We start from the raw sequence: 26,406 nt of genomic DNA, 5'->3' as shown, positions 1-26,406 counted from the left end.
TTCATCCTTTTCTCATGGCCGGCGCGCCGGCCCTCTTCAATTCGTGTGGCCGGCGGCATCCGCTTTGGGTCGCGGGCAGGCGCCGCTCGACCCGCGCACGATCAGGGACCCGTCGACCATTTCGTCTTCCGCGCCCGCTGGTTCCGCCAGCAGAAGGCCGACCGCGCGGCGAGCCAGCATGTCTGCCGGCTGACGTATGGTCGTCAGCCTGGGAACGACGAGATTGGCGAGCGAAATGTCATCGAAACCGGTAACCGATAGTTTTCGCGGCACGTCGATCTTGAGATCGCGCGCAGCCCGCAGCGCACCGATGGCCTGCTGATCGCTGGCCGCCGCAATCGCCGTCGGCCGCTGGTGGGACGGGCGCGAAAGCAGATCGCGGGCAATTCTTTCACCGGACTCATAGTCGAACCTGCCATAGGCAATTTCCAGTTCAACGGGTTCGCCGGTCTTGCCGAACTCCTCCATGCGACCGACGAAGCCCTCCTTGCGCATGCGCCCCGCCTCGGTATCGGCCGGCCCGGCAATATAGGCGATGCGGCGATGTCCCAGCCCATGGAGATGATCCGCAATCAGCGCGGCCGCCTGCGCATGGTTGGTCGACACCAGGGGAAAGGTGCCGAAGCGCCGGTCCAGCGAGATGATCGGGACCGATGCCGGCAGATGAAAGCCTGAACCGTCGCTCGAAGCCACCACGATGATGCCGCGCACCGACCGGTGGAGAAAGGCTGAAACGTGGTGCTGCTCCGCCTCGCGATCGTCATGCGAGCTTGCCAGCATAAGGCTATGCGCACGCTCGAGCGCCGCACGCTCGACGCTTGCCGCAAGCTGCACAAAGAACGGATTGGTGATGTCGGGAACAATGAGGCCGATGACGTCGGTTCTTCTGGTCCGCAGTGCTCTGGCGGTGACGTTCGGCCGGTAACCGAGCGCAGAAATGGCGTCGTTGACCTTTTCGCGCAGCATGGGTTTGACCGCGACTTCGCCCGACAGCACACGCGAAACGGTGCCCACAGAGACGCCTGCATAACCGGCGACATCCTTGACTGTAGGCATCTTCGACATTTTCGCCATCCCGCAGCTATTTTACGGCGCCTGCGGTCATCCCGGCGATGATGTGCTTTTCCAGCACGACGCCGACGACAACAAGCGGGAGGATACCGGCGGTCGAAAGGGCCGCCATCGACCACCAGTTGATGCCCTGGCTGCCTGTCTGGCTGGCAATCATCACCGGCAGCGTGTTGGTATTGGTGGAGGTCAGCAGTGCTGCGAAGAAATATTCGTTCCAGCACAGGATCAGCGCCAGCAGGAACGCGGCCACCATGCCCGGCAGAACCAGCGGCACGATGATTCGGCCAAACGCGCCCCATATCGACAGGCCATCGACCAGGGCGGCCTCCTCGAGCTCTACCGGGATGGTGGCGAACTGGTCGCGCATGATCCAGACGACAATCGGCAGGACCATCAGCGTATAGACGGCGATCATGCCCGCGTAGGTGTCGAGCAGCGCCAGCTCCTTATATAGAACCAGGAAGGGCAGGGCGAGGACGACGGGCGGCATGATGAGCTGCGACAGGAAGAAAAAGGAAATGTCGGAATTGCGCATATGGCCGAACTTGTAGGAAAAGCGGCTGAGGCCATAGGCCGCCATCGATCCGAGCACGACCGCAAGAGCGGACGCACTGACGGAGATGATGACGCTGTTCCAGAGCCTGCGCATGAACTCGTCACGCACCGTCGATACCTGGGAAATCGTATCGGGAGAGAGCCCGAGCGAGCGCCAGCCGAGCCAGCTGGGCGTAAAGTTGAACCAGGGGATCAGATTGCCGCGCATGACATCCGCGGCCGTTTTGAACGAGGTCGAAACCGTCCAGAACAGCGGGAAGATGCAGATGCACGCCCAGGTGACGAGCAGGCCGTAGACGGCCAAACGCATGGCCCACCAACGAATGCGCTGAGCCCGCCCGTATTTTTCGAAATCGATGCGAACCATCAGAGCCTTCCTGTCATCCGCTTGACGATACGGTCCGAGATCTTCATCAGCATTGTCATCCCGAAGACGATGATCACCAGATAGACGAGCGCGAGCAAGGTGCCGTATCCGACATTCGAACGATCGCGATATTCACGATAGATGAAACTGGTGACGGAGTCCGTCGCCCCGCCGGGACCTCCCGATGTCACCGTGATGATGATGTCGGCGAGCTTGAGCTTGAAGATCACCCGGATCATCACCGCCGTTACCGAAACCGGCAGCATCAGCGGGAACGTGACCTTCCAGAAGCGCTGCCATTTGGTGGCGCCATCGACTTCGGCCGCCTCCAGCACCTCCCTTGACAGGCCCTGCAATCCGGCGAGCAGCATGATCATCATGAAGGGAATGAAGGTCCAGGCATCCATGATCATGATCGAAAGTTTCGCCGTCAGCGGATCACCGAAGAAGGACGGATTTTCCCAGCCGAGCCAGCGGGCAAAGCGCGCGACCGGGCCGAAACGAGTCTCCAGCATCGACTTGCCGACCATCCAGCTCACCGCCACCGGCGATAGCATCAAGGGCACCAGAAAGGTAACGCGCCAGAATTTGCGGGCGACGATTTCCTGGTTGAGGAGCAGCGCCAGGCCGAAGGCGATCGCATATTCGATGGCGATGGCCAGGCAATAAAGGACCATGTTCAGCAGCGCATTGGCATAGAACGGATCGGCGATCATCCGGCGCACATTGTCGAGCCCGTTGAAACGCCGCCCCGTCGAGGAGGCGAGGTTCCAATCGGAAAAGCCGATCCAGAGCGCAAAGAGCAGTGGGAACACCACCATCGACACGACGAAAAGCGCGGCAGGCAGGACAAAAAGCGCCTTCTTGCCCGCCTCGCCGTGGATGACGACGCGCGTGACGCAAAGAACGGCTGCCCAGAGAAAATAGGCATAAAGAACCGGCCGCCAGTTGGCAAAGCCCCAACCGGTCCAGCCCATTTCATGGGCACCCTGCAATACGAAGGATGTGATGAACCATATGGCGCTTAGCCATAGGGCCGCGCGGCCCCAGAAACGACGGCTCGCGGAAATGGAGCCGGCTTCGACCGTGTGGAGCAGGTCGCCTTCGACTGTCGACATGATTTTCCTCGTCCGGACAGAATGAGCGCCGGCGAACCGCTTCCGGTCCGCCAGCGTATTGGTGTCAAGCGGTCAGAGCCCGAGGCTCGTCCGATAGAGTTTCAACTGGCTGTCGCGGCCGATCTGATCGGTGATCTTTTCCCAGGCGGCCGCAATCGCATCCGCGGTCTCCTGCGCCGACTTGTATTGTCCGGCAAAGCCCTTTGCCAATTCGTCTTCAGCGACTGAGTAATATTGGAAGATACCGGGAATGCGCGGTTCGATGGCGGCGTTCGGGTGGTTATAGCTGTCCGCATTCGAACCCAGATAGTCCTCGATATAGGCGCGATCGTAACCCGCCTTTTCCCATTCGTCGTAGTTGAAGTTGGACTGGCGGTAGGGCTGGAAACCGGAGGGATAGGCCGAGGTCCACAGCGACAGATCCTTGCCGCCGAGATGGGCGGCAGCAGACCAGGCCGCCTTGCGCTTCTTCTCGTCGCCGGAAACCTGCTTGGTGACGTAGATGCCCCAGCCGAGATAGGCCATGTTGGGCGCTTCGTTATACTTGTCTTCCCATTGCCCGGTCTTGCGGTTGTAGACCCGGTTCGAGCCGCGGTTGATGCCGAAGCCAACCACATCGCCGACGACCGACGTGTCCGAGGTGCGTGCACCGGAGCCGACGTCACCCCACCACATCAGCATGGCGCCGGTGCCTGCCAGGAACTGCGAGAAGGCCGTGGTGCCGGGATCGGCATTGATCTGATCGGCCGGATAGGCCTTGGCGGCGATCAGATCGAGGACGTCCTGGATCGCCTGGACCCAGGCAGGGTTATTGACCAGCGGCTTCATGTTTTCAGGATCGAACAGCCAAGCCGGGTCACCCGGATATTTGGCGTACGCAGTCGCGCGATTCTCGATGAAATAGAAGCCGAAACCGCCCCAGCCCTTGAGCGGATCGAGATAACCGTAGGCCGGCTGACTGGTCAGCGGATCGGTCTTGCCGATCAGCGCCTTGGAGGCTGCGTTGACCTCCTGCCAGGTCTTCGGCGGCTCGGCCATGCCGCTGATCGAGCCTTCACCGAAGTAATCCTTGCGATAGGCGAAGGTGTGGCAGTCGCCGTCGATCGTCACGCGATAGGTCTTGCCGTCCCAGGTGCCGACCGGCGGCTTCAGGTAGCTCACCAGATCGTCGGCCTCGATCTGCTTTGCAACCCAGTCAGGCATCTCGTCCAGAAGCCCTCGTCCGGCGGTATCGCCTTCGAAGGGTGCGCCCATTTCCAGAATGTCGAAATCGACCGTGCCGGTCGCGATCGACTGCTGAAGGCGGGCGTTGTAGTCAGCCTGGGCAAGGTCGATCCAGTTGATCTTGGCGCCGGTATAGGCTTCCCACGGCTTCAGGAAACCGCGAAACAGGAAGTTGTGCAGGTTCTGATTGTTGAGCCCCATGAAGGTCAGCTCGACACCGGCAAATTCGCCTTGCTTGATGTTTGCCTTGGTCGGGCCGAGACAGAGCTCGCCAACCTTCTGCCAGTCTGCATCCGTCGGCGAGCCCTTGCCGACGCCGGGAATCTGAAGGATCTGGGCGCGCACATCGTCGGTAGCAAACGCCACGCCCGGAACTCCGCCCATCGCGCCCGATAGACCGAGCAGAGCCGCCGCACTTGCCGTTCCGCGCAGGACGTCGCGGCGGCTTGCCTGACGGCACATCAATGCATCGTATATTTCGACTTTCATGCTTTCCTCCTCCACGTTGGTGCGCTGCCTCCCGCCAGTCTTTCCGGATTGGCTCCGGTCCGATTTTGGGACTGGTCTCGCGCAGAACTATTTGGTACACAAGAAAATGAAACGTTTCATATTTCTTGCTGGAAACCGCTCCTCTCGGCCTCGCCATTGAGCATTAGACGGCAAGCGGGAAAAGTCAATCATAAATGAAACGTTTCATGGAGGAGGCTTGACGATATGTTCGAGCAAGGCAGAGCGCGGTTTTCGCCAAGCCTAAGGCCGAGGATATTGTCGAGAGATACATACGTCCCGGGACTGCCGGGGGAGCTGGAAAACGAGTGGGAGGCATATGGCTGAGGTCAATATTTCAGAGGCGCGGAAAGCCTATGGCGCCGTCAACATTCTGCATGGCGTCGATATCGACATTCGCGACGGCGAATTTGTCGTGCTCGTCGGCCCGTCCGGTTGCGGCAAATCGACGTTGTTGCGCATGGTCGCGGGGCTTGAAAGCATCACCGGCGGCACCATCTCGATCGGCGGAAAGGTCGTCAACAATCTGCCGCCGAAGGATCGCGACATCGCGATGGTCTTTCAAAGTTATGCGCTTTACCCGCACAAAACCGTTGCCGAAAACATGGTCTTTGCGCTCCGTCTGCAGAAGCAGCCGGCCGACGTCATCAAGCAGCGGCTGCAAGCGGCGGCCGAAACGCTCGACCTTGTGCCCTATCTCGACCGCTACCCACGCCAGCTTTCAGGTGGTCAGCGCCAGCGCGTGGCGATGGGACGAGCCATCGTCAGATCGCCGCAAGTCTTCCTGTTCGACGAACCCTTGTCGAACCTCGACGCCAAGCTGCGCGTGCAGATGCGCAAGGAGATCAAGGAGCTGCACCAGCGGCTGAGAACCACGACGATCTATGTCACCCATGACCAGGTCGAAGCGATGACCATGGCCGACAAGATCGTGGTGATGCAGGGCGGCAAGGTCGAACAGATCGGCACACCGCTCGAACTCTACGATCGTCCCCGCAATACGTTCGTGGCAGCCTTTATCGGCTCGCCGTCGATGAATCTGCTGAAAGGCCGCTACAAGGCCGACGGTGCGATCTTCGTAACGGAGACCGGCGACGAGATTGTGCTCGGTTTCACCCCGCAGGCGACCGACGGACAGGCCGTGCTCCTGGGCGTCCGGCCCGAACACCTGTCGCTCAGCCAAAGCGGCCTCGATACGACCGTCAACGTCACCGAACCCACCGGCCATGAGACGATGGTCTTCTTGCGCTACGGGTCCGGCGAGCTTGTCGCGGTGCTTTCCGACCGTCACGATTTTGAGCCGGGGCAGCTTGCGACGATCGCTCCTCGGCCAGGAAAGCTTCACCTATTCGATGCGGTATCGGGCAAGACGTTGCGACCGGATTGAGCGGGTATCGATTCAAAAACCGTGAGGCTGTCATCGATGAAAGCTCCGTGGCAGGTCAGTTCTATGACAGGCCAATACAGCCCTAACCGCTACGCACTCGATTTGGAGTAGAGGCCAAGGTTGCTGCCGATGGTGAATCCGCAGCGCTGATAAAATTTCGACAAGGCACCTTCTCGCTGCGAGACCAACCAGACGCTGTTGCATCCCTCGGCCATTGCTGCTTCAAAAACTGCCGATAGGAGCGCGGTCCCTATTCCCTTACCCTGCGCTTCAGGCAGTACCGAAAGCTCATCAAGATAAATGACCGGACCGGCATGGCGCCGCTGTCGTGTACCCAACGCAATTCCCAGCACCTTGCCTCCATCAATGGCCGCAAGGGCAATGGATCTGGGCGTTTCAAGCGTGTTGTTTACATTTTCGACAGCAGCTTCAAGCGACCAATTCTCGTTCCACGGCGGTCCCGAATAGGCACCTATCAATACGGCGGCGGCGCCATTGAGATGTTCTAGCGCAAGACGATCAATTCGAAACGACATAAATCCACCTGACGTTGAGTGAATTGACATTTGCCGCAGTTCGATCGGTAACGCAACAGGCTCCAGAGGCGCCCGGTATAAGCGGAACGATAAAGCTGTAAGCTTGACACAATCAGCGACGGCGCTTTACGGTTGTCGGCATTCACCAGGGGGGTCCCGCAAGGGGCTGAGATACTGCTGGACAATACGGCTTTGCCTGTTGTGGCGCAGTGACCCGTTGAACCTGATCCAGTTCATACTGGCGTAGGGACGGTGCAAGCGCTCGAAGGCTTCGGATTCACGCGTGGAATCCATGCCGGCGTCTTTTCATCATTCCGGCTGATTGACTGGGTCTCCAACTGCAATTGGAGCCTCAAACCATGACCATTGCCGCAAAGAACCTTACCCCGACCGTGACCACCGGCCCGCTGCCGGCATCGCGCAAGATCCAGATTCCGGGAGATATCCATGGCGATATCCGCGTGCCGATGCGCGAAATCAGCGTCCATCCGACCGCGGGCGAACCGCCTGTCATCGTTTATGATTCCTCCGGTCCATACACGATCGAAGGCGCCGAGATCCGTATCGAGCAGGGCTTGCCCCCATTGCGCCGCGACTGGGTGCTGGCCCGCGGCGATGTCGAACCCTATGATGGCCGCCATGTCCGCCCCGAAGACAACGGCTTCGTCAGCGCCGACCGGCTGACTCCGGAATTCCCAGGGCGGCGCCTGCCGCTGCGTGCCAAGGACGGCAAGGCCGTCACCCAGCTTGCCTATGCACGCGCCGGCATCATTACACCGGAGATGGAGTTTATCGCCATTCGCGAGAATCTCGGCCGCAAAGCCAGCGCCGACGCGCTGGTGCGCGACGGCGAGAGCTTCGGCGCCAATATTCCGGATCATGTGACGCCCGAGTTCGTCCGCCGGGAAGTCGCCGCCGGCCGGGCGATCATCCCAGCCAACATCAACCATCCCGAAAGCGAACCGATGATCATCGGCCGGAATTTTCTGGTGAAGATCAACGCCAATATCGGCAACTCCGCCGTCACCTCATCGATGGCCGAAGAAGTCGAGAAGATGGTCTGGGCGGCCCGCTGGGGCGCCGATACCGTCATGGATCTGTCGACCGGCCGCAACATCCACAATATCCGCGAATGGATCATCCGCAATTCGCCGCTGCCTATCGGCACTGTGCCGCTTTACCAGGCGCTGGAAAAGGTCGGCGGCATCGCCGAGGACCTTACCTGGGAGATCTATCGCGATACGTTGATCGAGCAGGCCGAACAGGGCGTCGACTATTTCACCATCCATGCCGGCGTGCGGCTGCATTACATTCCGCTCACCGTCAACCGCGTGACCGGCATCGTCTCGCGCGGCGGTTCGATCATGGCCAAGTGGTGTCTGCATCATCACCGCGAAAGCTTCCTCTATGAGCATTTCGAGGAGATCTGCGACATCTGCCGGGCCTATGACGTCTCCTTCTCGCTCGGCGACGGCCTTCGCCCCGGTTCGATCGCCGATGCCAACGATGCGGCGCAATTTGCCGAACTCGAAACGCTGGGCGAGCTGACGAAAATCGCCTGGGCGAAAGACTGCCAGGTTATGATCGAGGGGCCCGGTCATGTGCCGATGCACAAGATCAAGGAAAATATGGACAAGCAGCTTGCCGTTTGCGGTGAGGCGCCCTTCTACACGCTGGGGCCGCTGACCACCGATATCGCGCCCGGCTACGACCATATTACCTCCGGCATCGGTGCGGCGATGATCGGCTGGTTCGGCACGGCCATGCTCTGCTACGTCACCCCGAAAGAGCATCTTGGCCTGCCCGATCGCAACGATGTGAAAACCGGGGTCATCACCTACAAGATCGCCGCCCATGCAGCCGACCTTGCCAAGGGGCACCCGGCGGCTCGCCTGCGCGACGACGCGCTGTCGCGGGCGCGCTTCGAATTTCGTTGGGAAGACCAGTTCAACCTGTCGCTCGATCCCGACACCGCCCGCAGCTTCCATGACGAGACCTTGCCGAAGGAGGCGCACAAGGTGGCGCATTTCTGTTCGATGTGCGGCCCGAAATTCTGCTCGATGCGCATATCGCACGACATCCGTGCCGAAGCGCAAAAGGAAGGGCTGGACGCGATGGCGGCGAAATACCGTGAGGGCGGCGATCTCTATATGCCGATCGACACCCGCGCCCACGGGGCCGACTGACATGCGTGTGCTTGTCAAAGGGGCCGGCGTCGCCGGCCTCACTGTCGCCCGCGAATTGCATGCCCGTGGCGCCGATGTCACCGTCTTCGACCCGCATCCGGACTTCGCTCATGCGGCTTCCTGGCTCGCCGGCGGCATGCTGGCGCCCTGGTGCGAGCGCGAAAGTGCCGAGGAGGCGGTGCTGACACGCGGCCTCGACGCCGCCGACCGGTGGGAAGCGATCCTGCCGGGCAAAATCGTCCGCAATGGAACCCTCGTCGTCGCCTCGACGCGCGACCATGGCGAACTGAAGCGGTTTGCCAGCCGCACCACCGGTTATCAATGGGTTGAAGAGAAGGATATCGCCGCCCTCGAGCCCGCGCTCGCCACGCGCTTCAGGCACGGCCTGTTCTTCCCCCGCGAAGCGCATCTGGACCCTCGCCAGGCACTGCGCACGCTGAAAGAGCGACTGGCCGCAAACGGCGTCACCTTTACCAGCGTGGATGTCAGCGAACACGATTTCTCCGATATCGTCGACTGCACCGGTGCTGCCCGCATCGGGCAACAGCGTCATCTGCGCGGCGTGCGCGGTGAAATGCTCTATCTCCATACCGAAGAGGTCACGCTCACCCGGCCCGTCCGCCTGCTGCATCCGCGCTTTCCCGTCTATATCGTTCCCCGCGGTAACGGGTTTTTCATGGTGGGCGCGACGATGGTCGAGTCCGATTCCGACGACCCGATCACCGCACGCTCGCTGATGGAACTTCTGAACACGGCCTATGCGCTGCACCCGGCCTTTGCCGACGCCGCCGTCGTCGAAACCGGCGCCGGCATCCGCCCTGCCCTGCCCGACAATCTTCCGCGCGTCGCACGCGAGGGAAAGGTCGTCATCTTCAACGGCCTTTATCGCCACGGTTTTCTGCTGGCGCCGACCATGGCGGCCGAGGCGGCCGATCTCGTTTTTTCCAACCAATCGAAGCAAAGGAACTCCCAATGCAGCTGATCATCAATGGCGAAGCCCAGACAATCGCCGCCACCACGCTTTCACAGCTTCTGGCCGCACTCGATTACGAAGGCGACTGGCTGGCGACCGCCGTCAACGGCGAACTGGTTCATCGCGAGGATCGCGACGAGCACATGCTGAACGATAACGACAGGATCGAAATCCTGACCCCGATGCAGGGAGGCTGAACATGCTTGATCTTTACGGAATCCAAATCGCATCGCGCCTGCTTCTCGGCACTGCGCGTTACCCCTCGCCGGCCATCCTGACCGAAGCCGTCACGCGCTCTAAAACGGAGATCGTTACCGTGTCGCTGCGCCGCGAAATGGCGGGCGGCCGTAATGGCGGGGCGTTCTTCGACATGATCCGTGCGCTCGGCGTCCACGTTCTTCCCAACACGGCCGGCTGCCATGGCGTGTCCGAGGCGGTGCTGACGGCGAAGATGGCCCGGGAAGTGTTTCGCACCGATTGGATCAAGCTGGAGGTGATCGGCAATCACGACACGTTGCAACCGGATGTTTTCGCACTCGTGGAAGCGGCCCGCATCCTGACCGGCGAAGGCTTTCAGGTCTTTCCTTATACGACGGACGATCTGGTCGTTGCCGAGCGGCTCATCGACGCCGGATGCCGGGTGCTGATGCCCTGGTGCGCACCTATCGGATCGGCGGCGGGACCACAAAATCTTGCGGCACTTCGATCGATGCGGGCGCATTTTCCCGATGTGCCGCTGATCGTGGATGCCGGCATCGGCCGTCCTTCGCATGCTGCCATTGTCATGGAGCTGGGCTTCGATGCCGTGTTGCTGAACACCGCTGTTGCCGGCGCCGGGGACCCCGCCGCGATGGCGGAAGCCTTTGCCAAGGCAATCGATGCAGGCAGGCAGGCGTTCGGCGCCGGCATGCTGGAGCCGCGCGACATGGCCGTGCCTTCGACACCGATGATCGGAAAGGCGGTGTTTGCATGAAAGTCGACCGTTTCCGATTGCCGGCGCCAGCGACAATCAGCGTGTCAAGTCTTCGGGTTAAGCCGTCATTGAGCGCAACTGGTTGCTGTGGACGTGCCCAGGCTGTCCACGAGGCGGGGATTTGTCGTGGTTAGCCAGCGCTCTGTCGAAAAATACGTCTTCGTTCTCACCTGCGACGCTGAAGTCGCCTTCAGACCAAGAACAAAATTAAAATTATTTCCGCTGCCGGCTTCGCGCGTGAAGCTGAGATAGGAGCCGAAGCGTTCGTATTCGACATTTCGAAGGTTTTGGATCGACGCAAGCGTATCCTCGAAATCACGCCAGCACGCCTGCTTCACGATGATTTCGAACATGCGCAGGACGGCAGGGACGAGACGTCCCTCCGCATCTGTCGTCGGCCCAATGATCTTGGCGCGAATCTCAAGAACATCGCCCATTTCATTTCCGCGAACCTTGACGAAGGTCGAGCTGAGGGGACGCACTTCGTCCCGTTCGTAGACGCGCTGAAAATAACATTCGTAACTGCGATTGCGCATGGATGCGGCTTTCCATTCGCTCATTTCAATGCCGGCCTGTCGAAGAGCCCCGCAAAGATTCTGTCCCGAGACGCGCCACATCCGCAAAAATTGACCTGCCAACTCCGGATTGGGAACCTCGACCAGTCGCTGCGATATGGACATCTGCGGGAGAATAGAAGGAGCCGCCGCATCGGGGCGGACGGTTACGGGTGACGATCGTGGGGCCTTATCGAGAGTTCGATCTTGAGATCGATCATTCGAAGCTTCGGGATGGCGGATTTCACGATAAAAAACAACGATACCCGCAAGCACAACGGATATCAAAAGCACTTGCCAGAGCAGCCGGCGGCGGTTGCTCCGCAATTGGACATTCGAATGCCGAAGCGGGATGTCGGGAGGAGGATCGACTGCTGATAACCCTTTATCCACGGCGCGACCTCACAAGCAAAATCAGCGGATGCGAGTTCGAACCCAATCAACCTCGATCCTGTTTGCGACCAACCGGTTTCGGTCGGCGCTAGAACCAAAGCCCCTGCCGGCCACTCCTTCTGAGGTGAGCAACGGATGTGAAAAACGGTACAGTCTGTCCGACTCACCTTCGACACCGCGAGTGTGAGGTCGCGTGTGTGGAGCGTCAAGCATCAGGCCGAACTGATCCCCTACGGTTCGCGGATTGCGTTATCCAGCCCCCGCAGCAACGGATACAGGAAATAGGAGATCACCGTGCGTTTGCCGACCTTGATTTCCGTGGACACGGTCATGCCGGGAAGCAGCCGCACCGGCACATCCGAGGCGTTCAGCCTTGTATCGGCAAGCAAAATCCGGGCTTTGAAGAAGGGGGCTGCAGGCTGGCTGGGGGTAGCGGTCTGTTCCTGCTGGCCGGTGAGGAACGTGTCCTGGCTGATGGTTCTCACCTCTCCCGAGGCGGTGCCGTATTTCTGGAAAGGATAGGCGTCGAGCTTGATGCGCGCTTCCTTGCCGACGGCCACCCGGCCGATATCGCGGGTATTGATCGAGACTTCGGCCTCCAGCGGCACGTTAATGGGCACGAGTGTGACCACCGGCTCGGCTTCCCGCACCACGGAACCGACCGATCGTTGCGCCAGATCGAGCACGACGGCATCGGCGGGCGCGGTCAGCGCCACCATGTTGCGGCGCAGCTGCATCTTTTTCAGTTCCTCGTCGGCCATGTCACGCTGGCCGCGCAGCTCCACCAGTTGCTCCATTGCGGCCCGGCGGAAATCCTCGATAAAGGCCTGGCGGTCGGCTCGGAGCTTGGCATAAGAGTGGGCTGCCTCGTCGGCCCGGCCGCGAACGGCGGTCAGATCGGATTCGACGTCGAGGCGGGCGTCGCGGGAGCCGAGCAGCGTGATCAGCGAACCGCTCTGATTGTCATATAGCCGCTCGCGCGCCGCCTCGATCTGCGAGAGCCCTTCACGCCTGTCATTGAGCACCGCCTCCTGGTTCTTGCTTGCCACAAGAGCGGCCGATTGGCCGGCGATCTGCTGATCGAAATTTTGCAGCTGCGCAACGTAGAAGGCCCGCCGCTGGCCGAAGAGCTGTGCCTGCAGCATCTGGTCGGGCGTATCTCCCGCCATCTTCGTATAGTCGTCGCCGGCAAGCTCAGCCTCGATCCGCCTCACCTGGGCGTCGAGTGCAGAGAATTTCGCCTGCTGCTGGCCGACATCGGCCTGGCTGAAGGTGGCGTCCAGGGTCGCGAGCGTCTGACCGGCATGCACGACCTCGCCGGCCTTCACCTCAATCGTGCGGATGATCGATGTTTCGAGCGGCTGGACGACTATGGTCGGCTGGGTGGTGACGAGCTTGCCGGGCGCAATCACCACCTCGTCGATCGAGGAGACCGAGGCCCAGGTGATCGCTGCTGCAAGCAGCGCTGTCACGCAATAGAGCGTCATGCGCGCCACCCGCGGCGGCGCGCGTTCCTCGAGCTCGACGGCATCGGACTGGAATTCGGCAATGGCCGGCGGCAGCGGCGGGCGGGCGGTCAGCGCCCTTCCCTTGTCTGAAGGGCCGTTGTCTGTAGGAGACTTGTCCGAGGCCCCCTTGCCTGAAGGGACCGGCAGGTTATCGCTGGGTTTTCTAGCGTGCGCGTTCATGCGACCTGCCTCATTTGCTGGGCCCACAGGTGGCGATAGGTCATGCAGCGCGATACAAGCTGATCGTGCCGGCCGATATCGGCGACCTTGCCGCGATCGACGACGAGAATGGCATCGGCATCGACGAGGGTCGAAAGCCGGTGCGAGACGATGACGACGGTGCGGCCGGCGGCGATGCGGCTGAGATTGTCGCGGATGATCGCCTCGCTGTCAGGGTCGAGCGCGCTCGTCGCCTCATCGAAGATCAGCAGCTTCGGATCGGTGATCAGCGCGCGAGCAATGGCAAGCCGCTGCTTCTGGCCGCCTGACAGGTTGGAGCCATTTTCCTCCAGCATCGTGTCGAAGCCGCGCGGCAGGCGTTCGATGAACTCCTCGGCGCCGGCGATGCGGGCAACCTCCATGATCTCCTCGATGCTGGCATCGGGCTTGCCGGCAGCGATATTGTCGCGAACAGTACCGCGAAACAGGAAATTATCCTGCAGCACGACACCGATGCTGGTTCTCAGATGCACGAGGTCGATCTCGCGGCTGTCATAACCGTCCATGCGCACAAGCCCTTCCTGGCTCTGGTAGAGCCCCTGGATGAGCCGGGTTATCGTCGTCTTGCCCGAGCCGCTCTTGCCGACCACGCCGAAGACGCAGCCCGCCGGAATGGCAAAGGAGACATTGTCGAGCGCCGGCGCGCTATCCGGGTCGTAGCGGAAGCTGACCCTGTCGAATTCGATGCGGCCCTGCAGATGCGGCCGAACACCGCGCCCGCGACCCGCCTGCTCCGGCCGCTGGTTCATGATCTCGCCGAGCATGCGCACCGAAAGCGCCACTTCCTGATACTCATGTACCATCGTGACGATCTGGACGAGCGGTCCCGAGACGCGGCCGGCGAGCATGTTAAAGGCGACAAGCGCGCCGATCGTCATCGCGCCGCTGAAGACATCGAGCGCGCCGAGGCCGATAATCGCGACACTCATCAGCTTCTCCAGCAGTCCGGTCATCGCCTGGGCGATAGTCGAGATCTTCTCGACCCGGAAACGCACGGAGATCGACTGCGCCGAATAATCGTCCCATACCTTGCGCTGGCGCGGCTCCAGCGCCAGCGATTTGACGGTGCGCATCCCATGCACGGTTTCCACCAGCAGGGCCTGCCGGTCGCCTTCGGCCTGGTAAAGCGCCTGCAACCGGCGCTGAAACGGCCCGACAAGCATCATCACCACCAGCCCGACGAGGGCTGCAAAACCGAGTACCACCAGCGTCAGCTTGACACTGTAGAGAAGCAGGATCGGCACGAAGACCAACAGTGACACGCCGTCCAGAAGTGTGAGGAACAGCCGGCCGGTCAGGAATTCGCGGATGCGCCCCGTCTGCTGCATATGCTTGACGAGAACGCCGGCCGAAGCCTGCTCGAAGAGCGCGATGGGCAGGTTCAGCAGATGGCCGAAGGTGCGGGTCGCGACGCGGATGTCGATCCGGTTGGTGGCGTAGAGCAGCAGGTAGCGCCGCAGGAAGGTGAAGGTCGCGTCGAAGATCAGCGCGATTGCAATGCCCGCGGTCAGAACCGTGAGCGTCGCATAGCTCTGATGCACGAGCACCTTGTCGATGACGAGCTGAAAGAAGATAGGCGTCATCAGCCCAAGGCCGTAAAGCACAAAGGCCGCGAGTGCGACATCGCGGAAGAAGCTGCGCTGCTTGATGATTTCGGGGATAAACCAGCGGAAGCCGAAGGGCCGGTCCTCGTCGGACATGCGATAATTGCGCTTCAGCAGGACGACCGATCCGAGCCAGGCCTTGGCGAACTGCTCTTCGCTGAGCATCATCGATTCGGCGCGTGACGCGAGCGGGTCGAGAACGCGGATCCTCTCCTCCTCTCCGCTCCCGACAGCGCCGGCGATGACCACCCAATTGCCGTTCGAAAGTTCCGCCAGCACCGGAAAGGCCTCGCCGAGCTGGAACAGGCTTCGCCAGTCGAGCGTCAGATGCCGGGCTCTGAGGCCGGCATCCTTGGCCATGCGCAGCAGTTGCCGCACGGCAACGGGATCGTTGCCGACGGCATAATCGTGCTGCAATCGCTCCGGCGCAAGATCGACGCCATGATGACGCGCGACGAGCGCCAGACAGTGCAAGTTGGTATGCAGAAATCCACTCATGGCCCACCCGAAACAATACGAGACCGAGGCTTAGTCTCAAAGAGTTGGAGCGTCCTTTGTGCGTCCGAATGGACGCACAGCGCTCCAGACGGTTTATCAGTTGAAGTTCGGCGAGGCGTTCGAAGCGCCACCCTGGGTCGACTTGATATCGGCTGCGGCTCCGGCCGACATATCGCCGACCCGACGGACCGCACCCGCCTCGACCAAGCCGCCGAGTGCCTTCTGCATGAGATCAACCGCATTGGCGAAGGCATCGACAGGCATGATGATGCGCTGGCGGAAGACCGGTGTCGGGTTGTTGTTGGCGTCGCGATCGGTTGCCGAAAGCGACATCAGGTCGATGCGCACGATCGTTCCCGTGATGGTGATTTCGCCGATGCCGTCTGCGTAAAGTTCGTTGCTCATTGTTCTCTCCTCCGGTTGATAATCAAAACGTCTTCACTTGGGGCGTCTTACGTTCCTTAGGATCCTCTAGCGATGCGCAAGGATATGGCTGTGCTGCCAAGCCGGAAACGGATCACGAAGACCGACGGCGGTCTGCGGATCAAAACCCGTCTCCTCGCCGGTCAGGCAATCGCCGAGCGCGGCGCGGATCGCTTCCTCGTCGAAGCCGGAACCGATGAAGACGAGCTCCTGGCGGCGGTCGCCCCAGACATCGTCCCAATGCCGGTCGATGAGCTGGCGGAACTGCGGAAAGCGCGGCCATTGTACCCGCGGCACCGAGGCCCACCAGTAACCCCTGGTCTCGATGCGGCACTGGGTCCCGGCAATCGACAGCAGGCCGATCTCGTCCGGCCTCGTCGCCAGCCAGAAATGGCCCTTTGCCCGGATGAGACCGGCCCATTTCCGGTCGAGAAAATCCTTGAGCCTCAGCGGATGGAAGGGCCGACGGCTGCGATAAACGAAGCTTCTTATGCCGTATTCCTCGGTCTCCGGCACATGATCGCCCCAGCCAAAGAGTTCCTTGTGCCAGAGCGGATGGCGGGCGGCCTTCGCCTCGCTGAAGAGACCTGTATCCAGGATGGCGCCAAGCGGCACCTGGCCGAAGACCGCCTCGACGACCTGAGCACTCGGATTGAGCGCGGCAACGACCCGGCGAACCTCGGCAAGGTGGGCGCACGGCACGTCGCCTGCCTTGTTGATGATGACGACATCGGAAAATTCGATCTGCTCGACAAGCAGTTCCACGAGCTTGCGCTCATCGTCCCCGTCACGCCGTTCGCCGCGGTCGGCAAGGAACTCGGCGCTCTGGTAATCGGCAAGAAGATTGACCGCATCGACGACGCAGACCATCGTGTCGAGACGCGCCACGTCACAAAGGGCCGCCCCGTTCTCGTCGCGGAACGAAAAGGTGGCTGCGACCGGCAGCGGCTCGGCAATCCCGGTTCCCTCGATCAGCAGATAGTCGAAACGGCCGGCGGCTGCCAGCCGGCGCACTTCGCTGAGGAGATCGTCGCGCAGGGTGCAACAGATGCATCCGTTGGTGAGCTCTACCAGTGTCTCGTCGGTGCGCGAGAGGCCTGCCTCCCCCTCGCGCACGAGATCGGCATCGATGTTGACCTCGCTCATATCGTTGACGATGACAGCAACGCGGCGGCCCTCCCGATTACTGAGGACATGATTGAGCACAGTCGTCTTGCCGGCGCCGAGAAACCCGGCGAGAACCGTTACGGGCAATCTGTTGTCTGCACTCATCATCGACACTCTCACTCTTTACAGCATGTCTGGCTTTAGATCCCCGCGGGCTTTACGCCGCGAGCTGTGGTTTGAACGCCACATCCACATAGTAGTTGGTGCTGTTATAGCTGGCTGTCGGGAACAACCCGCCCGCCCCATAAGCATAGACGCCGTTGCTGCCGCCGAGCGCCTTGAGATCGCCGTTGGTCACGTCGCTGGCGAAGTAATTGCCGGTTGCCGAGTAATTACCGTTGGTCGAGTAGGAGACGACGTAGGTCGTATCCGCCTGGATGGCGATCTGCTGGGTGAACTGCGCAGTCTGCCAGCCGCTGGCCGTCTCGTTGTTGAAGCTGACGCTGCCCATAAGCGTGCCCGAGGCGGTCCAGAGATAGCCGTTATGCGGGCCGGTATTATCGGCCCCCTTGTAGAAGCTAATGCCGGTGATCCAGCCTGACGTATCGGCCTGAAATTTCATGCCGAGATTGACTTGCTGGTTGTCGTTGACGGAGACGATTGAAGGCGTCGCGTTGGCGGCAAAGAGGTTCTGCTCCGGTCCCGCCTGACCGGCGTTGATGGTGAGGGCAACCTGCGCCGACGCCGTGCCGCCCTTGCCGTCTGCAATCGCGTAGCTGAAGCTCGCCGATCCCGAGTAACCTGCCGTCGGCGTGAAGGTCACCGTCTGAGCCTGGGCGTTCCAGGCGACCGAGCCGTTGACTGCGCCGCTGACCCCGGTGATCACAAGCGGGTCGCCATCGGCATCGGTGTCGTTTGCCAGGAGCGCCGAGGCTTGGATGGTGATTGGCGTGCCGGTATTGGCGGAGAAGCCGCTGTCATTGGCGGCGACCGGAACCGCATTCTGAGCGCCGCCCTGCTGATAGAATACGTCGACCCAGTAATTGGTGGCATTGTAGGTCGCGGTCGGAAACAGGCTGCCCGCGCCATAGGCATAAAGGCCGTTGCCACCACTCGCAGCACTTGACGGCGCCGTCAGCGGGCCGCTCGTACGGTCCGTTGTGAAGTAGTTCGCCGTCGCGGAATAGAAGCCGTTGGAATGGTAGCTCGCCACATAGGTGGCGCCCGCCGTCACATTGATCGGCTGGGTAAAGGAAACCGTCTGCCAGCCGCTCGCCGTCTCGCTGATGAAGGTCGCCTGGGCCAGAAGCTGGCCGCTCGCGGTCCAGAGCGAGCCGACATGAGTGCCGGTATCCTGGGCGCTTTTGTAGTAGGTGAGCCCGGTGATCTGGCCGCTGGCGGAGGCGATGAACTTGACGCCGAGTTCGACTGAGTTGGCGTCATTGGCGCCGGCAACCGCAGACGTGTCGGCGCCGGTGAAGAGGCTTGATGTCGCTCCCCCGCCGGGCGGCGAGCCGACGGTGAGGCTGACTGTGGCCGACGCCGTGCCGCCCAACCCGTCCGAGATCGAATAGGAGAAGCTTGCCGCACCCGTATATCCCGCCGTTGGGGTGAAAGTGACGGACTTGGTCTGGCTGTTGAAGGTCACCGTTCCGTTGACCGCACCATTGACGCCGGTGATGCTGAGCGGGTCGCCATCGGCGTCGGTGTCATTTGCAAGCAGGCTGGCTGCGGCAATCGACAGTGCTGTGTTGGAATAGGTCGTGTAGCCGTTGTCATTGGCGGCGACCGGCGCCGCGTTGCCCGCCGACTGGTTGTAGACGACATCCACCCAGTAGTTCGACGACTGGTAGCTGGAGGTCGGGAATGCAGAGCCCCCGACCGTGTAAACGCCATTGCTGCCGGCGAGCGCCGTTAGCGAGCCGTTGGTATGGGCTGACGTGAAATAGTTTGCCGTGGCCACATAGGAGCCTGTGGTGCTGTAGGAGGCGACATAGGTCGTGCCGGCTGCGATATGCACCGCGTTGGCGAATGTCGCGGTCTGCCAGCCGTTCACCGATCCGCTGTCGGCGAAGGTGACGGTCGCCACCAGCGTGCCGTCGGCCGTCCAGAGCGAGCCGGTGTGGGCGCCGGCATCGCCGGCCGCCTTGTAATAGCGGATGCCGGTAATCATGCCGCTCGCCGAAGCAACGAACCGCATCCCGAGTTCCATCGACTGACCGTCGTTGAAGCTTGCGCCCGTCGGCCCTTCGCTTGACGTAAACAGCGTCTCTCCGGCAGGGCTCGGGTTGACGGTGAGGCTGACGCTGCCCTGATCCGTGCCGCCGCGCCCGTCCGAGAGCGTATAGGTGAAGCTTGCCGGCCCCGAATAATTGTTGGTCGGCGTGAAGATGACTGTGCCGTTCTGCTTGTTGAGCGTCACCGTGCCATTGACGGCATTGCCGACGGCCGAAATCGTCAGTGCGTCGCCATTGGGATCCGTATCGTTTCCGACCAGCGTAGCGATCGAGATGACGACGGTATCGTTACCGGAGATGATGAGCCCCGTATCGTCGGTCGCGACCGGCCCGGTGTTGGGGCCGGCATCAAAAACCACGTCGACCCAGTAATTGGTGCCCGTACCGGGGCTTTGGCCGGGGAAGGTGCCGGCAGTGGTGCCATAGGTGAAGACGCCGCCGCCATCGACGGCCGTTACCGCGCCGCTGGCATAGGTGCCGCCGGTGAAATAATTGTTCGTCAGCGAGTAGAAGCCGTTGGTGTGATAGGAGGCCACATAGGTCGTGCCGGCCGCAATCTGGATCGGGCTGGAGAACATCACCGTCTGCCACCCGGACAGCGATTCACCGACTGACACGCCGGTCGCCAGCAGCGTTCCGTTGGCGCTCCAGAGACTGACGACATGGTCGCCGATATTGTAGAAGCCCTTGTAGAAGCGGATGCCCCCCACGGAGCCTGCCGTCGTCGTCTGGAAGCGTAGGCCGAGTTCCACGGAATCGCGATCGATCCCCACTTCGACCGCCGGTTTTTCCGCAAGCGTCCAGAGGCCCGTCGTTCCCGGCAGGGTGACGGTGACCTGCTTGCCGGCCGATGGCGCCTCCATATTGACGCTGTCGTCGACGGCCCGTGACATGATCGTATAGGTTCCGCTCGCCTGGACGACCCAGTTATAGCTCCAGCTCTCCCGGCCGGTGGCCTTGAACCAGTGCTGGCCGCCATCGGTAGAGACTTCCACCCCGGCAATGATGCCGCCACCGAAATCCTGCGCCGTACCGGTGATCGTCACATGCTGCCCTTCGAGGAAGCTTGCGCCGACGATCGGCGACGAGATGGACGAGGTCGGCTTCAGCGTGTCGGTCGATTGGGTTGCAAGGATCAGGCTCGCATCGAGCGTCGTCGGCTGAATGCCCATGTCCGCGAACATGTTGACCATCGCCTGCTGGACGTTGCGATCGGTCGAGGTTGCCGGGCCTTGGTGGTTGTCGCTCAGACCCCAGGACCAGAAGACGGTGCCGGCGCCGAAGACCAGCGCGCCGCTTGCCGCACGGTACATGGTGAGGCTGTGGGTGGCGACTGCCGAACCGATCGTCGCGCCGTAATCGCGCAGATATGTGTCGACCGAAACCGACGAAAGCGACAGATTGACGAGCCCGGCCGGACGGAAGCCGTTCTCGACATCGGAATCCCATTCGTAGCCGAGCAGGTTCTGCACCAGATTGTAGGTATCGCCTTCATTCAGCTGGGAGACATCGGTATTGCGCCAGAAGCGCAGGTTCGAATAGTCGTAGGGGACGGAGATCGTGTCCTGACGGTAGCTGTCCACCTGGAACATCGTTCCCGTCAGCGCATTCTCCGGCTGTTGCCCCGGATCGGCATAACGCGGATCGCGCCAGGTGCCAGTGCCGACAGCGCTGGGATCGGTGCTCGTGCCCCAGGTCTCCTTGTAGCAGACCATGGTGCGATAGGCCTGGCCGCTGCCGTCGATGCTGCTTTCCCAGCGAACCTTCCAGTAGCACTCGTTGCCGCTCCAGAAGGCGAGGTTGACACCGGCATCGCGGGCCGCCTCGACATTGGCGCGCTGTTCGGCAGACCAGTATTCGTCATGCCCGACAGAAAGATAGGCATCGTGGTTGAGCAGCAGCGTGCCGCTGCGCGCCGCATCGACGCCGGATATATAGGATACGTCGTAGCCGTTCTGCTCCAGCCACGATATGGCCGAGGATTCGACGCCGAAGATATAGTCATGCGAACCGCCGACCGGGCTGGTATTGGTGATGATCGGCCTGTTATAGCTGACCGCAGAGGCGCGGCCGATCGCGGTCAGGCCGCAGCTGCAGTTCGGCGGCAGGTAGCCGATCATGGCGGCCGGATCGACGGGCACTTCGCCGTAATAAAGGCTGGCGCCGCCCCAGGCATTATAGGCTTGCCAGGTCGTGTCCGACGTCTGGAAGACGATATCGCTGGTCGAGGCATCGTCGCGCACGACGAAAGGGATGATGCTTGCGTCCTCGGTGCCATCCTCGCGGACCAGCTTGGCGAAGTAGACGCCGGAGACTGCGTCCGTCGGAATCTGCCAGCTCGCCGAAACCGACCAGTTGCCGCAATCAATGAGGCCGAGCGACATGTCGACGATCGGATGGGGCTGTATCTGCGCCGTGGTCAGAGATTGCTCGATGGAGTCGACCTTGCGCGCCCCGTCCCCGCCATAATAGCCCATGCGGTAGATATCGATGCGGTAATGGGTGGAATCGGTGGCAATCTTGAAATCGACGGTGTGGCCGATATTGGTGCTGATTTCGGTGGCGAAGCCCTGGATGGTGCCGCCGCCGTCGCCCTCCAGACCCCACTCGCTGATCGGATTGCCCTGCTTCAGGTTTTCGAGCGCGATCTTGTTGGGCGTCGCCGCAGCCGAAGCCGCCGCGACTGGTGCCGCCAGTGCTGTCGGGGCCGCGGTCGTCTCAGCAGAAGCGTCCTGGCTCGGCTCTACCGAGAGGGATGCTATCGACGCCTGCAGGCGCAACGAAGCCGTGCCGACACTACTCGAAGAGCTGACCGCCGGCGCCGCCGTCGTGGCGCTGCCAGTATCGGCATTGCTGGTGACACCCGTCAGCGCGGGAGCGGCAGGCAGTGTCGCCGCCTCCTCGGCCGGATCCGGGCCAAGCACGGTGCGCTCGGATATCGAGGACGGCGTCTGGAAGACCGTTGTAACCGACGCTGTCTTCGTGGACGTGTCCTTCGCGCCCCCATCGGCCGCGGGGGCCGGCATCGCCGTCGGCGATGCCGCGGACGATTGCACCTCGCCTGATGATATCAGGGAAGACGTGAGCGTGCCGGTGAAGGAGGATTGGACGGTTGCGCTGGCCTGATTGGCAAAGCTCGGAGAACTATCGGAACTCGTCGAAGACACGACCGTCGCGGATCCAAGGACTGCGCCCCAGGCAGAGGGTGCACGACAGATACTCAACGCTCCACCAAATGTACTCAGATACTCACGATTACTGACATGAATTCTCCGCATCAGCGGCATCCCCTTCCGCATCGGCCGCCCTTCGACCGCTGTAGCAAGACATTCATTCTGGCACCTTTGCCAAGGGAACGTACGACAGCAATCCGGGGTATGAGGGAGGTATTCCCTACGCCGATATGATGACCCCAACGCCTACCGGGCCGACAGGCCGCAAAGCTGCCTCCGGGTGACCGCTAATTGGCGGACACTGGGTGAAAACGAAATCTGGCCGGTCGAGCCGGTCAACGCCAGCGCTGTCCTGCGCGCCATGCTACCAGGCCGGAAACGGGTCTTCGAGGGTGGCCCAGTCGCGCGGATCGGCGCTGGCGAGGCATCCGTCAAGTGCGGACCGCACACCTGTCTCGTCCATATCGACGCCGATAAAAACCAGTTCCTGCCGGCGGTCGCCCCAGGCGCTGTCCCATCGGCTCTCGAGATGCTGACGAAACTGCTGATGGGGCGGCCAATCCTGCCGGGGCACGGCTGCCCACCAGAGCCCCATGGGCTCGCAGCGCCGCTGCACCCCGGCAGCTGACATCAGACCCACGTGACGAGGGCGGGTGGCAAGCCAGAAGTGGCCTTTGGCACGCATCACGCCCGGCCAGGGCTCGTCCAGAAATGCTCGAAACCGCTTAGGGTCGAAGGGACGCCTCGTGCGATAGACAAAGCTCGATACGCCGTATTCCTCCGTCTCGGGAACATGGTCGCCCGGGCTGTACAATTCCTTGTGCCATAACGGGTGGGCGGCGGCTTTTGCTTCGTCGAAGAGGCCCGTATTGAGGATGGTTGCAAGAGAAACCTCGCCGAAGTCCGCCTCCACCTGGCGCGCATCCGGGTTGAGGGCAGCCACGACCATGCGGACTTCCGCGCGCATCTCCTCGCTCGCGTCCGAGATCTTGTTGATCACGACGATATCGGCAAACTCGATCTGGTCCACCAACAGGTCTATGAGTGTCCGCCGGTCTTCGCTGTCCCGCTGCATGCCGCGGTCGGCAAGCAGATCTGCGCTGCTGTAGTCGGCCAGGAGGCTTGCAGCGTCGACGACGGTCACCATCGTGTCGAGTTTCGCGAAATCGGAGAGCGAAACACCTTTTTCGTCGCAGAATGAAAAGGTGGCCGCAATCGGGCATGGCTCGGCAATGCCGGTCCCTTCTATCAACAGATAGTCGTATCGCCCCTCTTCGGCCAGCCGCCGCACTTCCGTCAGAAGGTCGTCGCGCAGGGTGCAGCATATGCAGCCATTGCTGAGCTCGACCAATGTCTCCGTCGTATGCGACAGGTTGCAGCCGCCGTTCCGGATGAGACTGGCGTCTATGTTCACCTCGCTCATATCGTTGACGATGACGGCGACCCGCAGGCCCTCACGATTCATCAGCACATGGCTGAGAAGCGTCGTCTTTCCGGCGCCGAGAAAGCCGGTGAGCACTGTCACGGGTAGCCGGGCGATCCCGTTCATCAATATCTCCCGGATGTGAACGATCGTCGCCGCGGCGGGCATTTGCGTCTTATGAGCCTCATTCCGATCCCGTTCCCAACCTCTCTCGATTCCTCACGCGGCAAGCTGCGGCCGGAAGACCACGTCGGCATAGTAGTTCGCTGAATTGAAAGTGCTGGTCGGGAAGAGGCCTGCGGTGGCAGAGCCGCCATAGGCATAGAGACCGTTGCCGCTGGCCGGCGCCGTCAGCGGACCGTTCGTGACGGCGGCGGTGAAGAAGGCGTTGGTCGCCACGTAGCCGCCTGTCGTGTGATACGAGGCGACATAGGTCGTGTTGGCGGCAATGGTGAAGGGCGTCGTGAAGTTCGCCGTCTGCCAGCCGCTTGCCGTGGTGTTGGTGAAGGTGGCGGTGGCAAGCTTGGTGCCGGTGGAGCTCCACAGGTCGACGACGTTCTGGCCGTTGTCGTTGGCGCTGCGATAGAACCTGATGCCGGTAATGTCGCCAGCGACGTTCGACTGGAACTTGACGCCGAGCTCGAGCTGCTGGCCGTCGTTGAGGTTCGTCTGGGTCGGCGTGCTGGAGGCAGAAAACAGGCTGTAGGTCGTTGGCGCCGTCCCGGCGGCGATAGTGAAAGTCTCGTTGGTCGAGAGACCGCCGATATCGGTTGCCGTGACCTTGACGCCATAGTTGCCTGCTGTCGTCGGCGTGCCGGAGAAGGTGCGCGTCGAGGCGTTGAAGGCGAGCCAGCTCGGAAGCGCCGTGCCGTCGGCGGCCGTTGCCGAATAGGTCAGCGTCTCGCCGCTATCGACATCGGTGAAGGTGGTCGTCGGCAGCACGAAGGAGAAGGGCGAGCCGAGGGTGGCATTCTGCGTCGCCGTCTGGACGGCGAGCACCGGTGCGTCATTGGCGCCATGGATGGTGACGGTCAGGTTTGTCGTGGAGGTGGCCCCGGCGGTATCACGCATCGTGTAGCTGAAGACATCGTTCAGCGTGTTGGTCGACAGGCGCAGCGCCTGGACGGCGGAATTGGTCTCGTTGATCGTATAGGTATAAGCACCAGCTGCATTGAGAACGAGACTGCCATAGGTGCCGTTCAGCGCTGAGCCGAGGGTGCCCGATGTGGCGCCGAAGCTGACGGCGCTCACCGTCTTGGTGTCGCCGGCATCCGGATCGGTGTCGTTGGTCAGCACGTTGCCGCTGGCAACCACACCGCCCGAACCATTGGCGACACCGCCCTTCTCGGTCGCATCCCCCGTATCGGCAACCGCCGTCGGCGTCGCGTTGTTCGTATTCGTGGGACGGAAGACCACGTCGGCCCAGTAATTGGTGGCGCCAAAAGTGGAATTCGGGAAAATGCCAGCGGTGGCGGAGCCGCCATAGCGGTAGACGCCGTTGCCGGTGGCTGTCGCCGTCAGCGGACCGTTCGTGACGGCAGCGGTGAAGAAATTAGCGGTCGCGACGTAGGCGCCGGTCGTATGATACGAGGCGACATAGGCGGTATTGGCGGTAATGGTGAAGGGCGTCGTGAAGTTCGCCGTCTGCCAGCCGCTTGCCGTGGTGTTGGTGAAGGTGGCGGTGGCAAGCTTGGTGCCGGTGGAGCTCCACAGGTCGACAACGTTCTGGCCGTTGTCGTTGGCGCTGCGGTAGAACCTGATGCCGGTAATGTCGCCGCCGACGGTCGATTGAAACTTGACGCCGAGCTCGAGCTGCTGGCCGTCGTTGAGGTTCGTCTGGGCCGGCGTGCTGGAGGCAGAAAACAGGCTGTAGGTCGTTGGCCCCGCCGCAGCGGCGATAGTGAAAGTCTCGTTGGTCGAGAGACCGCCGATATCGGTTGCCGTGACCTTGACGCCATAGTTGCCTGCTGTCGTCGGCGTGCCGGAGAAGGTGCGCGTCGAGGCGTTGAAGGCGAGCCAGCTCGGAAGCGCCGTGCCGTCGGCAGCCGTTGCCGAATAGGTCAGCGTCTCGCCGCTATCGACATCGGTGAAGGTGGTCGTCGGCAGCACGAAGGAGAAGGGCGAGCCGACGGTGGCGTTCTGCGTCGCCGTCTGGACGGAGAGCACCGGTGCGTCATTGGCGCCATGGATGGTGACGGTCAGGTTCGTCGTGGAGGTGGCCCCGGCGGCATCACGCATCGTATAGCTGAAGACATCGTTCAGCGTGTTGGTCGACAGGCGCAGCGCCTGGACGGCGGAATTGTTCTCGTTGATCGTATAGGTATAAGCACCAGCTGCATTGAGAACGAGACTGCCATAGGTGCCGTTCAG

General features: G+C 61.7%; 19 protein-coding genes and 1 riboswitch. Of the genes, 6 read left to right on the top strand and 13 right to left on the bottom strand.

Translation table 11 applies throughout. The features are described 5' to 3' along the window. Positions 1-36: 36 nt before the first annotated feature. The 4 genes from RLEG4DRAFT_RS08300 to RLEG4DRAFT_RS08285 all read right to left on the bottom strand — a co-directional run bounded on the left by RLEG4DRAFT_RS08300 (position 37) and on the right by RLEG4DRAFT_RS08285 (position 4,824). On the bottom strand, positions 37-1,065 hold the full coding sequence (locus tag RLEG4DRAFT_RS08300; RefSeq protein ID WP_003576878.1) for a LacI family DNA-binding transcriptional regulator: 1,029 nt from the start codon (positions 1,063-1,065) through the stop codon (positions 37-39). 16 nt (positions 1,066-1,081) lie between these two features. Continuing rightward, positions 1,082-1,993, bottom strand: coding sequence for a carbohydrate ABC transporter permease (locus RLEG4DRAFT_RS08295; RefSeq protein WP_003576876.1), 912 nt, complete (start codon positions 1,991-1,993; stop codon positions 1,082-1,084). After that, positions 1,993-3,111, bottom strand: a complete 1,119-nt coding sequence (locus RLEG4DRAFT_RS08290) for a carbohydrate ABC transporter permease (RefSeq protein ID WP_003576873.1) — start codon at positions 3,109-3,111, stop codon at positions 1,993-1,995. The genes RLEG4DRAFT_RS08295 and RLEG4DRAFT_RS08290 overlap by 1 nt, the downstream gene beginning before the upstream one ends. A gap of 72 nt (positions 3,112-3,183) precedes the next feature. After that, positions 3,184-4,824: an extracellular solute-binding protein gene (locus RLEG4DRAFT_RS08285; RefSeq protein WP_003576870.1), complete on the bottom strand. Its 1,641-nt coding sequence runs from the start codon at positions 4,822-4,824 to the stop codon at positions 3,184-3,186. A gap of 337 nt (positions 4,825-5,161) precedes the next feature. Between RLEG4DRAFT_RS08285 and RLEG4DRAFT_RS08280 the strand changes: the two genes are divergently transcribed. Further along, positions 5,162-6,229 (top strand): ABC transporter ATP-binding protein, encoded by a 1,068-nt coding sequence (locus RLEG4DRAFT_RS08280; RefSeq protein ID WP_003576868.1) that lies wholly within the window; start codon positions 5,162-5,164, stop codon positions 6,227-6,229. A gap of 89 nt (positions 6,230-6,318) precedes the next feature. Here the strand turns inward: RLEG4DRAFT_RS08280 and RLEG4DRAFT_RS08275 are convergent, their stop codons facing one another. After that, positions 6,319-6,765 (bottom strand): GNAT family N-acetyltransferase, encoded by a 447-nt coding sequence (locus tag RLEG4DRAFT_RS08275; protein WP_003576866.1) that lies wholly within the window; start codon positions 6,763-6,765, stop codon positions 6,319-6,321. Positions 6,766-6,902: 137 nt separating this feature from the next. Further along, positions 6,903-7,033: riboswitch (TPP riboswitch) on the top strand. Positions 7,034-7,124: 91 nt separating this feature from the next. Between RLEG4DRAFT_RS08275 and thiC the strand changes: the two genes are divergently transcribed. From thiC to RLEG4DRAFT_RS08255, 4 genes are read left to right on the top strand one after another with little or no spacing between them, the layout of a single operon-like run. Continuing rightward, positions 7,125-8,951 carry a phosphomethylpyrimidine synthase ThiC gene (gene thiC, locus RLEG4DRAFT_RS08270; protein ID WP_003576864.1) on the top strand — a complete coding sequence of 609 codons (1,827 nt, stop codon included), beginning with the start codon at positions 7,125-7,127 and terminating at the stop codon, positions 8,949-8,951. Position 8,952: 1 nt separating this feature from the next. After that, positions 8,953-9,933 carry a glycine oxidase ThiO gene (gene thiO, locus RLEG4DRAFT_RS08265; RefSeq protein WP_003576862.1) on the top strand — a complete coding sequence of 327 codons (981 nt, stop codon included), beginning with the start codon at positions 8,953-8,955 and terminating at the stop codon, positions 9,931-9,933. After that, a complete protein-coding gene (gene thiS / locus RLEG4DRAFT_RS08260) occupies positions 9,924-10,121 on the top strand; it encodes a sulfur carrier protein ThiS (protein WP_003576860.1) in 198 nt (65 codons plus the stop codon). Before thiO ends, thiS begins: the two co-directional genes overlap by 10 nt. 2 nt (positions 10,122-10,123) lie before the next feature. Next, a complete protein-coding gene (locus RLEG4DRAFT_RS08255; protein ID WP_003576858.1) occupies positions 10,124-10,897 on the top strand; it encodes a thiazole synthase in 774 nt (257 codons plus the stop codon). Between the two features lie 65 nt (positions 10,898-10,962). Here RLEG4DRAFT_RS08255 and RLEG4DRAFT_RS08250 read toward each other — a convergent pair whose 3' ends face one another. The 6 genes from RLEG4DRAFT_RS08250 to RLEG4DRAFT_RS08225 form a co-directional block, all read right to left on the bottom strand. Next, positions 10,963-11,745 (bottom strand): DUF6030 family protein, encoded by a 783-nt coding sequence (locus tag RLEG4DRAFT_RS08250; protein ID WP_003576857.1) that lies wholly within the window; start codon positions 11,743-11,745, stop codon positions 10,963-10,965. 329 nt (positions 11,746-12,074) lie between these two features. Next, entirely contained in the window at positions 12,075-13,532 is a 1,458-nt protein-coding gene (locus RLEG4DRAFT_RS08245; protein WP_003576855.1) for an HlyD family type I secretion periplasmic adaptor subunit, read from the bottom strand. Beyond that, the gene (locus RLEG4DRAFT_RS08240; protein ID WP_003576853.1) at positions 13,529-15,673 is read right to left on the bottom strand and encodes a peptidase domain-containing ABC transporter; all 2,145 of its coding nucleotides are present in this window, start codon (positions 15,671-15,673) and stop codon (positions 13,529-13,531) included. The genes RLEG4DRAFT_RS08245 and RLEG4DRAFT_RS08240 overlap by 4 nt, the downstream gene beginning before the upstream one ends. A 96-nt stretch (positions 15,674-15,769) precedes the next feature. Then, a complete protein-coding gene (locus tag RLEG4DRAFT_RS08235; RefSeq protein WP_003576851.1) occupies positions 15,770-16,078 on the bottom strand; it encodes a hypothetical protein in 309 nt (102 codons plus the stop codon). 66 nt (positions 16,079-16,144) lie between these two features. Beyond that, a complete protein-coding gene (locus tag RLEG4DRAFT_RS08230; protein ID WP_003576849.1) occupies positions 16,145-17,371 on the bottom strand; it encodes a GTP-binding protein in 1,227 nt (408 codons plus the stop codon). A 49-nt stretch (positions 17,372-17,420) separates the two neighbouring features. Further along, complete coding sequence (locus RLEG4DRAFT_RS08225) at positions 17,421-22,364, bottom strand: DUF4082 domain-containing protein (protein ID WP_245277937.1); 4,944 nt, start codon at positions 22,362-22,364, stop codon at positions 17,421-17,423. A 1-nt stretch (position 22,365) separates the two neighbouring features. Here RLEG4DRAFT_RS08225 and RLEG4DRAFT_RS42435 point away from each other — a divergent pair, with 1 nt between their 5' ends. After that, complete coding sequence (locus RLEG4DRAFT_RS42435; RefSeq protein ID WP_245277936.1) at positions 22,366-22,566, top strand: hypothetical protein; 201 nt, start codon at positions 22,366-22,368, stop codon at positions 22,564-22,566. 411 nt (positions 22,567-22,977) lie between these two features. Here the strand turns inward: RLEG4DRAFT_RS42435 and RLEG4DRAFT_RS08220 are convergent, their stop codons facing one another. After that, positions 22,978-24,162 (bottom strand): GTP-binding protein, encoded by a 1,185-nt coding sequence (locus RLEG4DRAFT_RS08220; protein WP_003576845.1) that lies wholly within the window; start codon positions 24,160-24,162, stop codon positions 22,978-22,980. 93 nt (positions 24,163-24,255) lie between these two features. Beyond that, the coding region (locus RLEG4DRAFT_RS42430; protein ID WP_037093350.1) for a DUF4082 domain-containing protein at positions 24,256-26,406 on the bottom strand (2,151 nt) is incomplete at its 5' end.

The sequence above is a fragment of the Rhizobium leguminosarum bv. trifolii WSM2297 genome (genome assembly GCF_000271845.1).
This window is presented reverse-complemented; position numbering and strand designations above follow the sequence as displayed.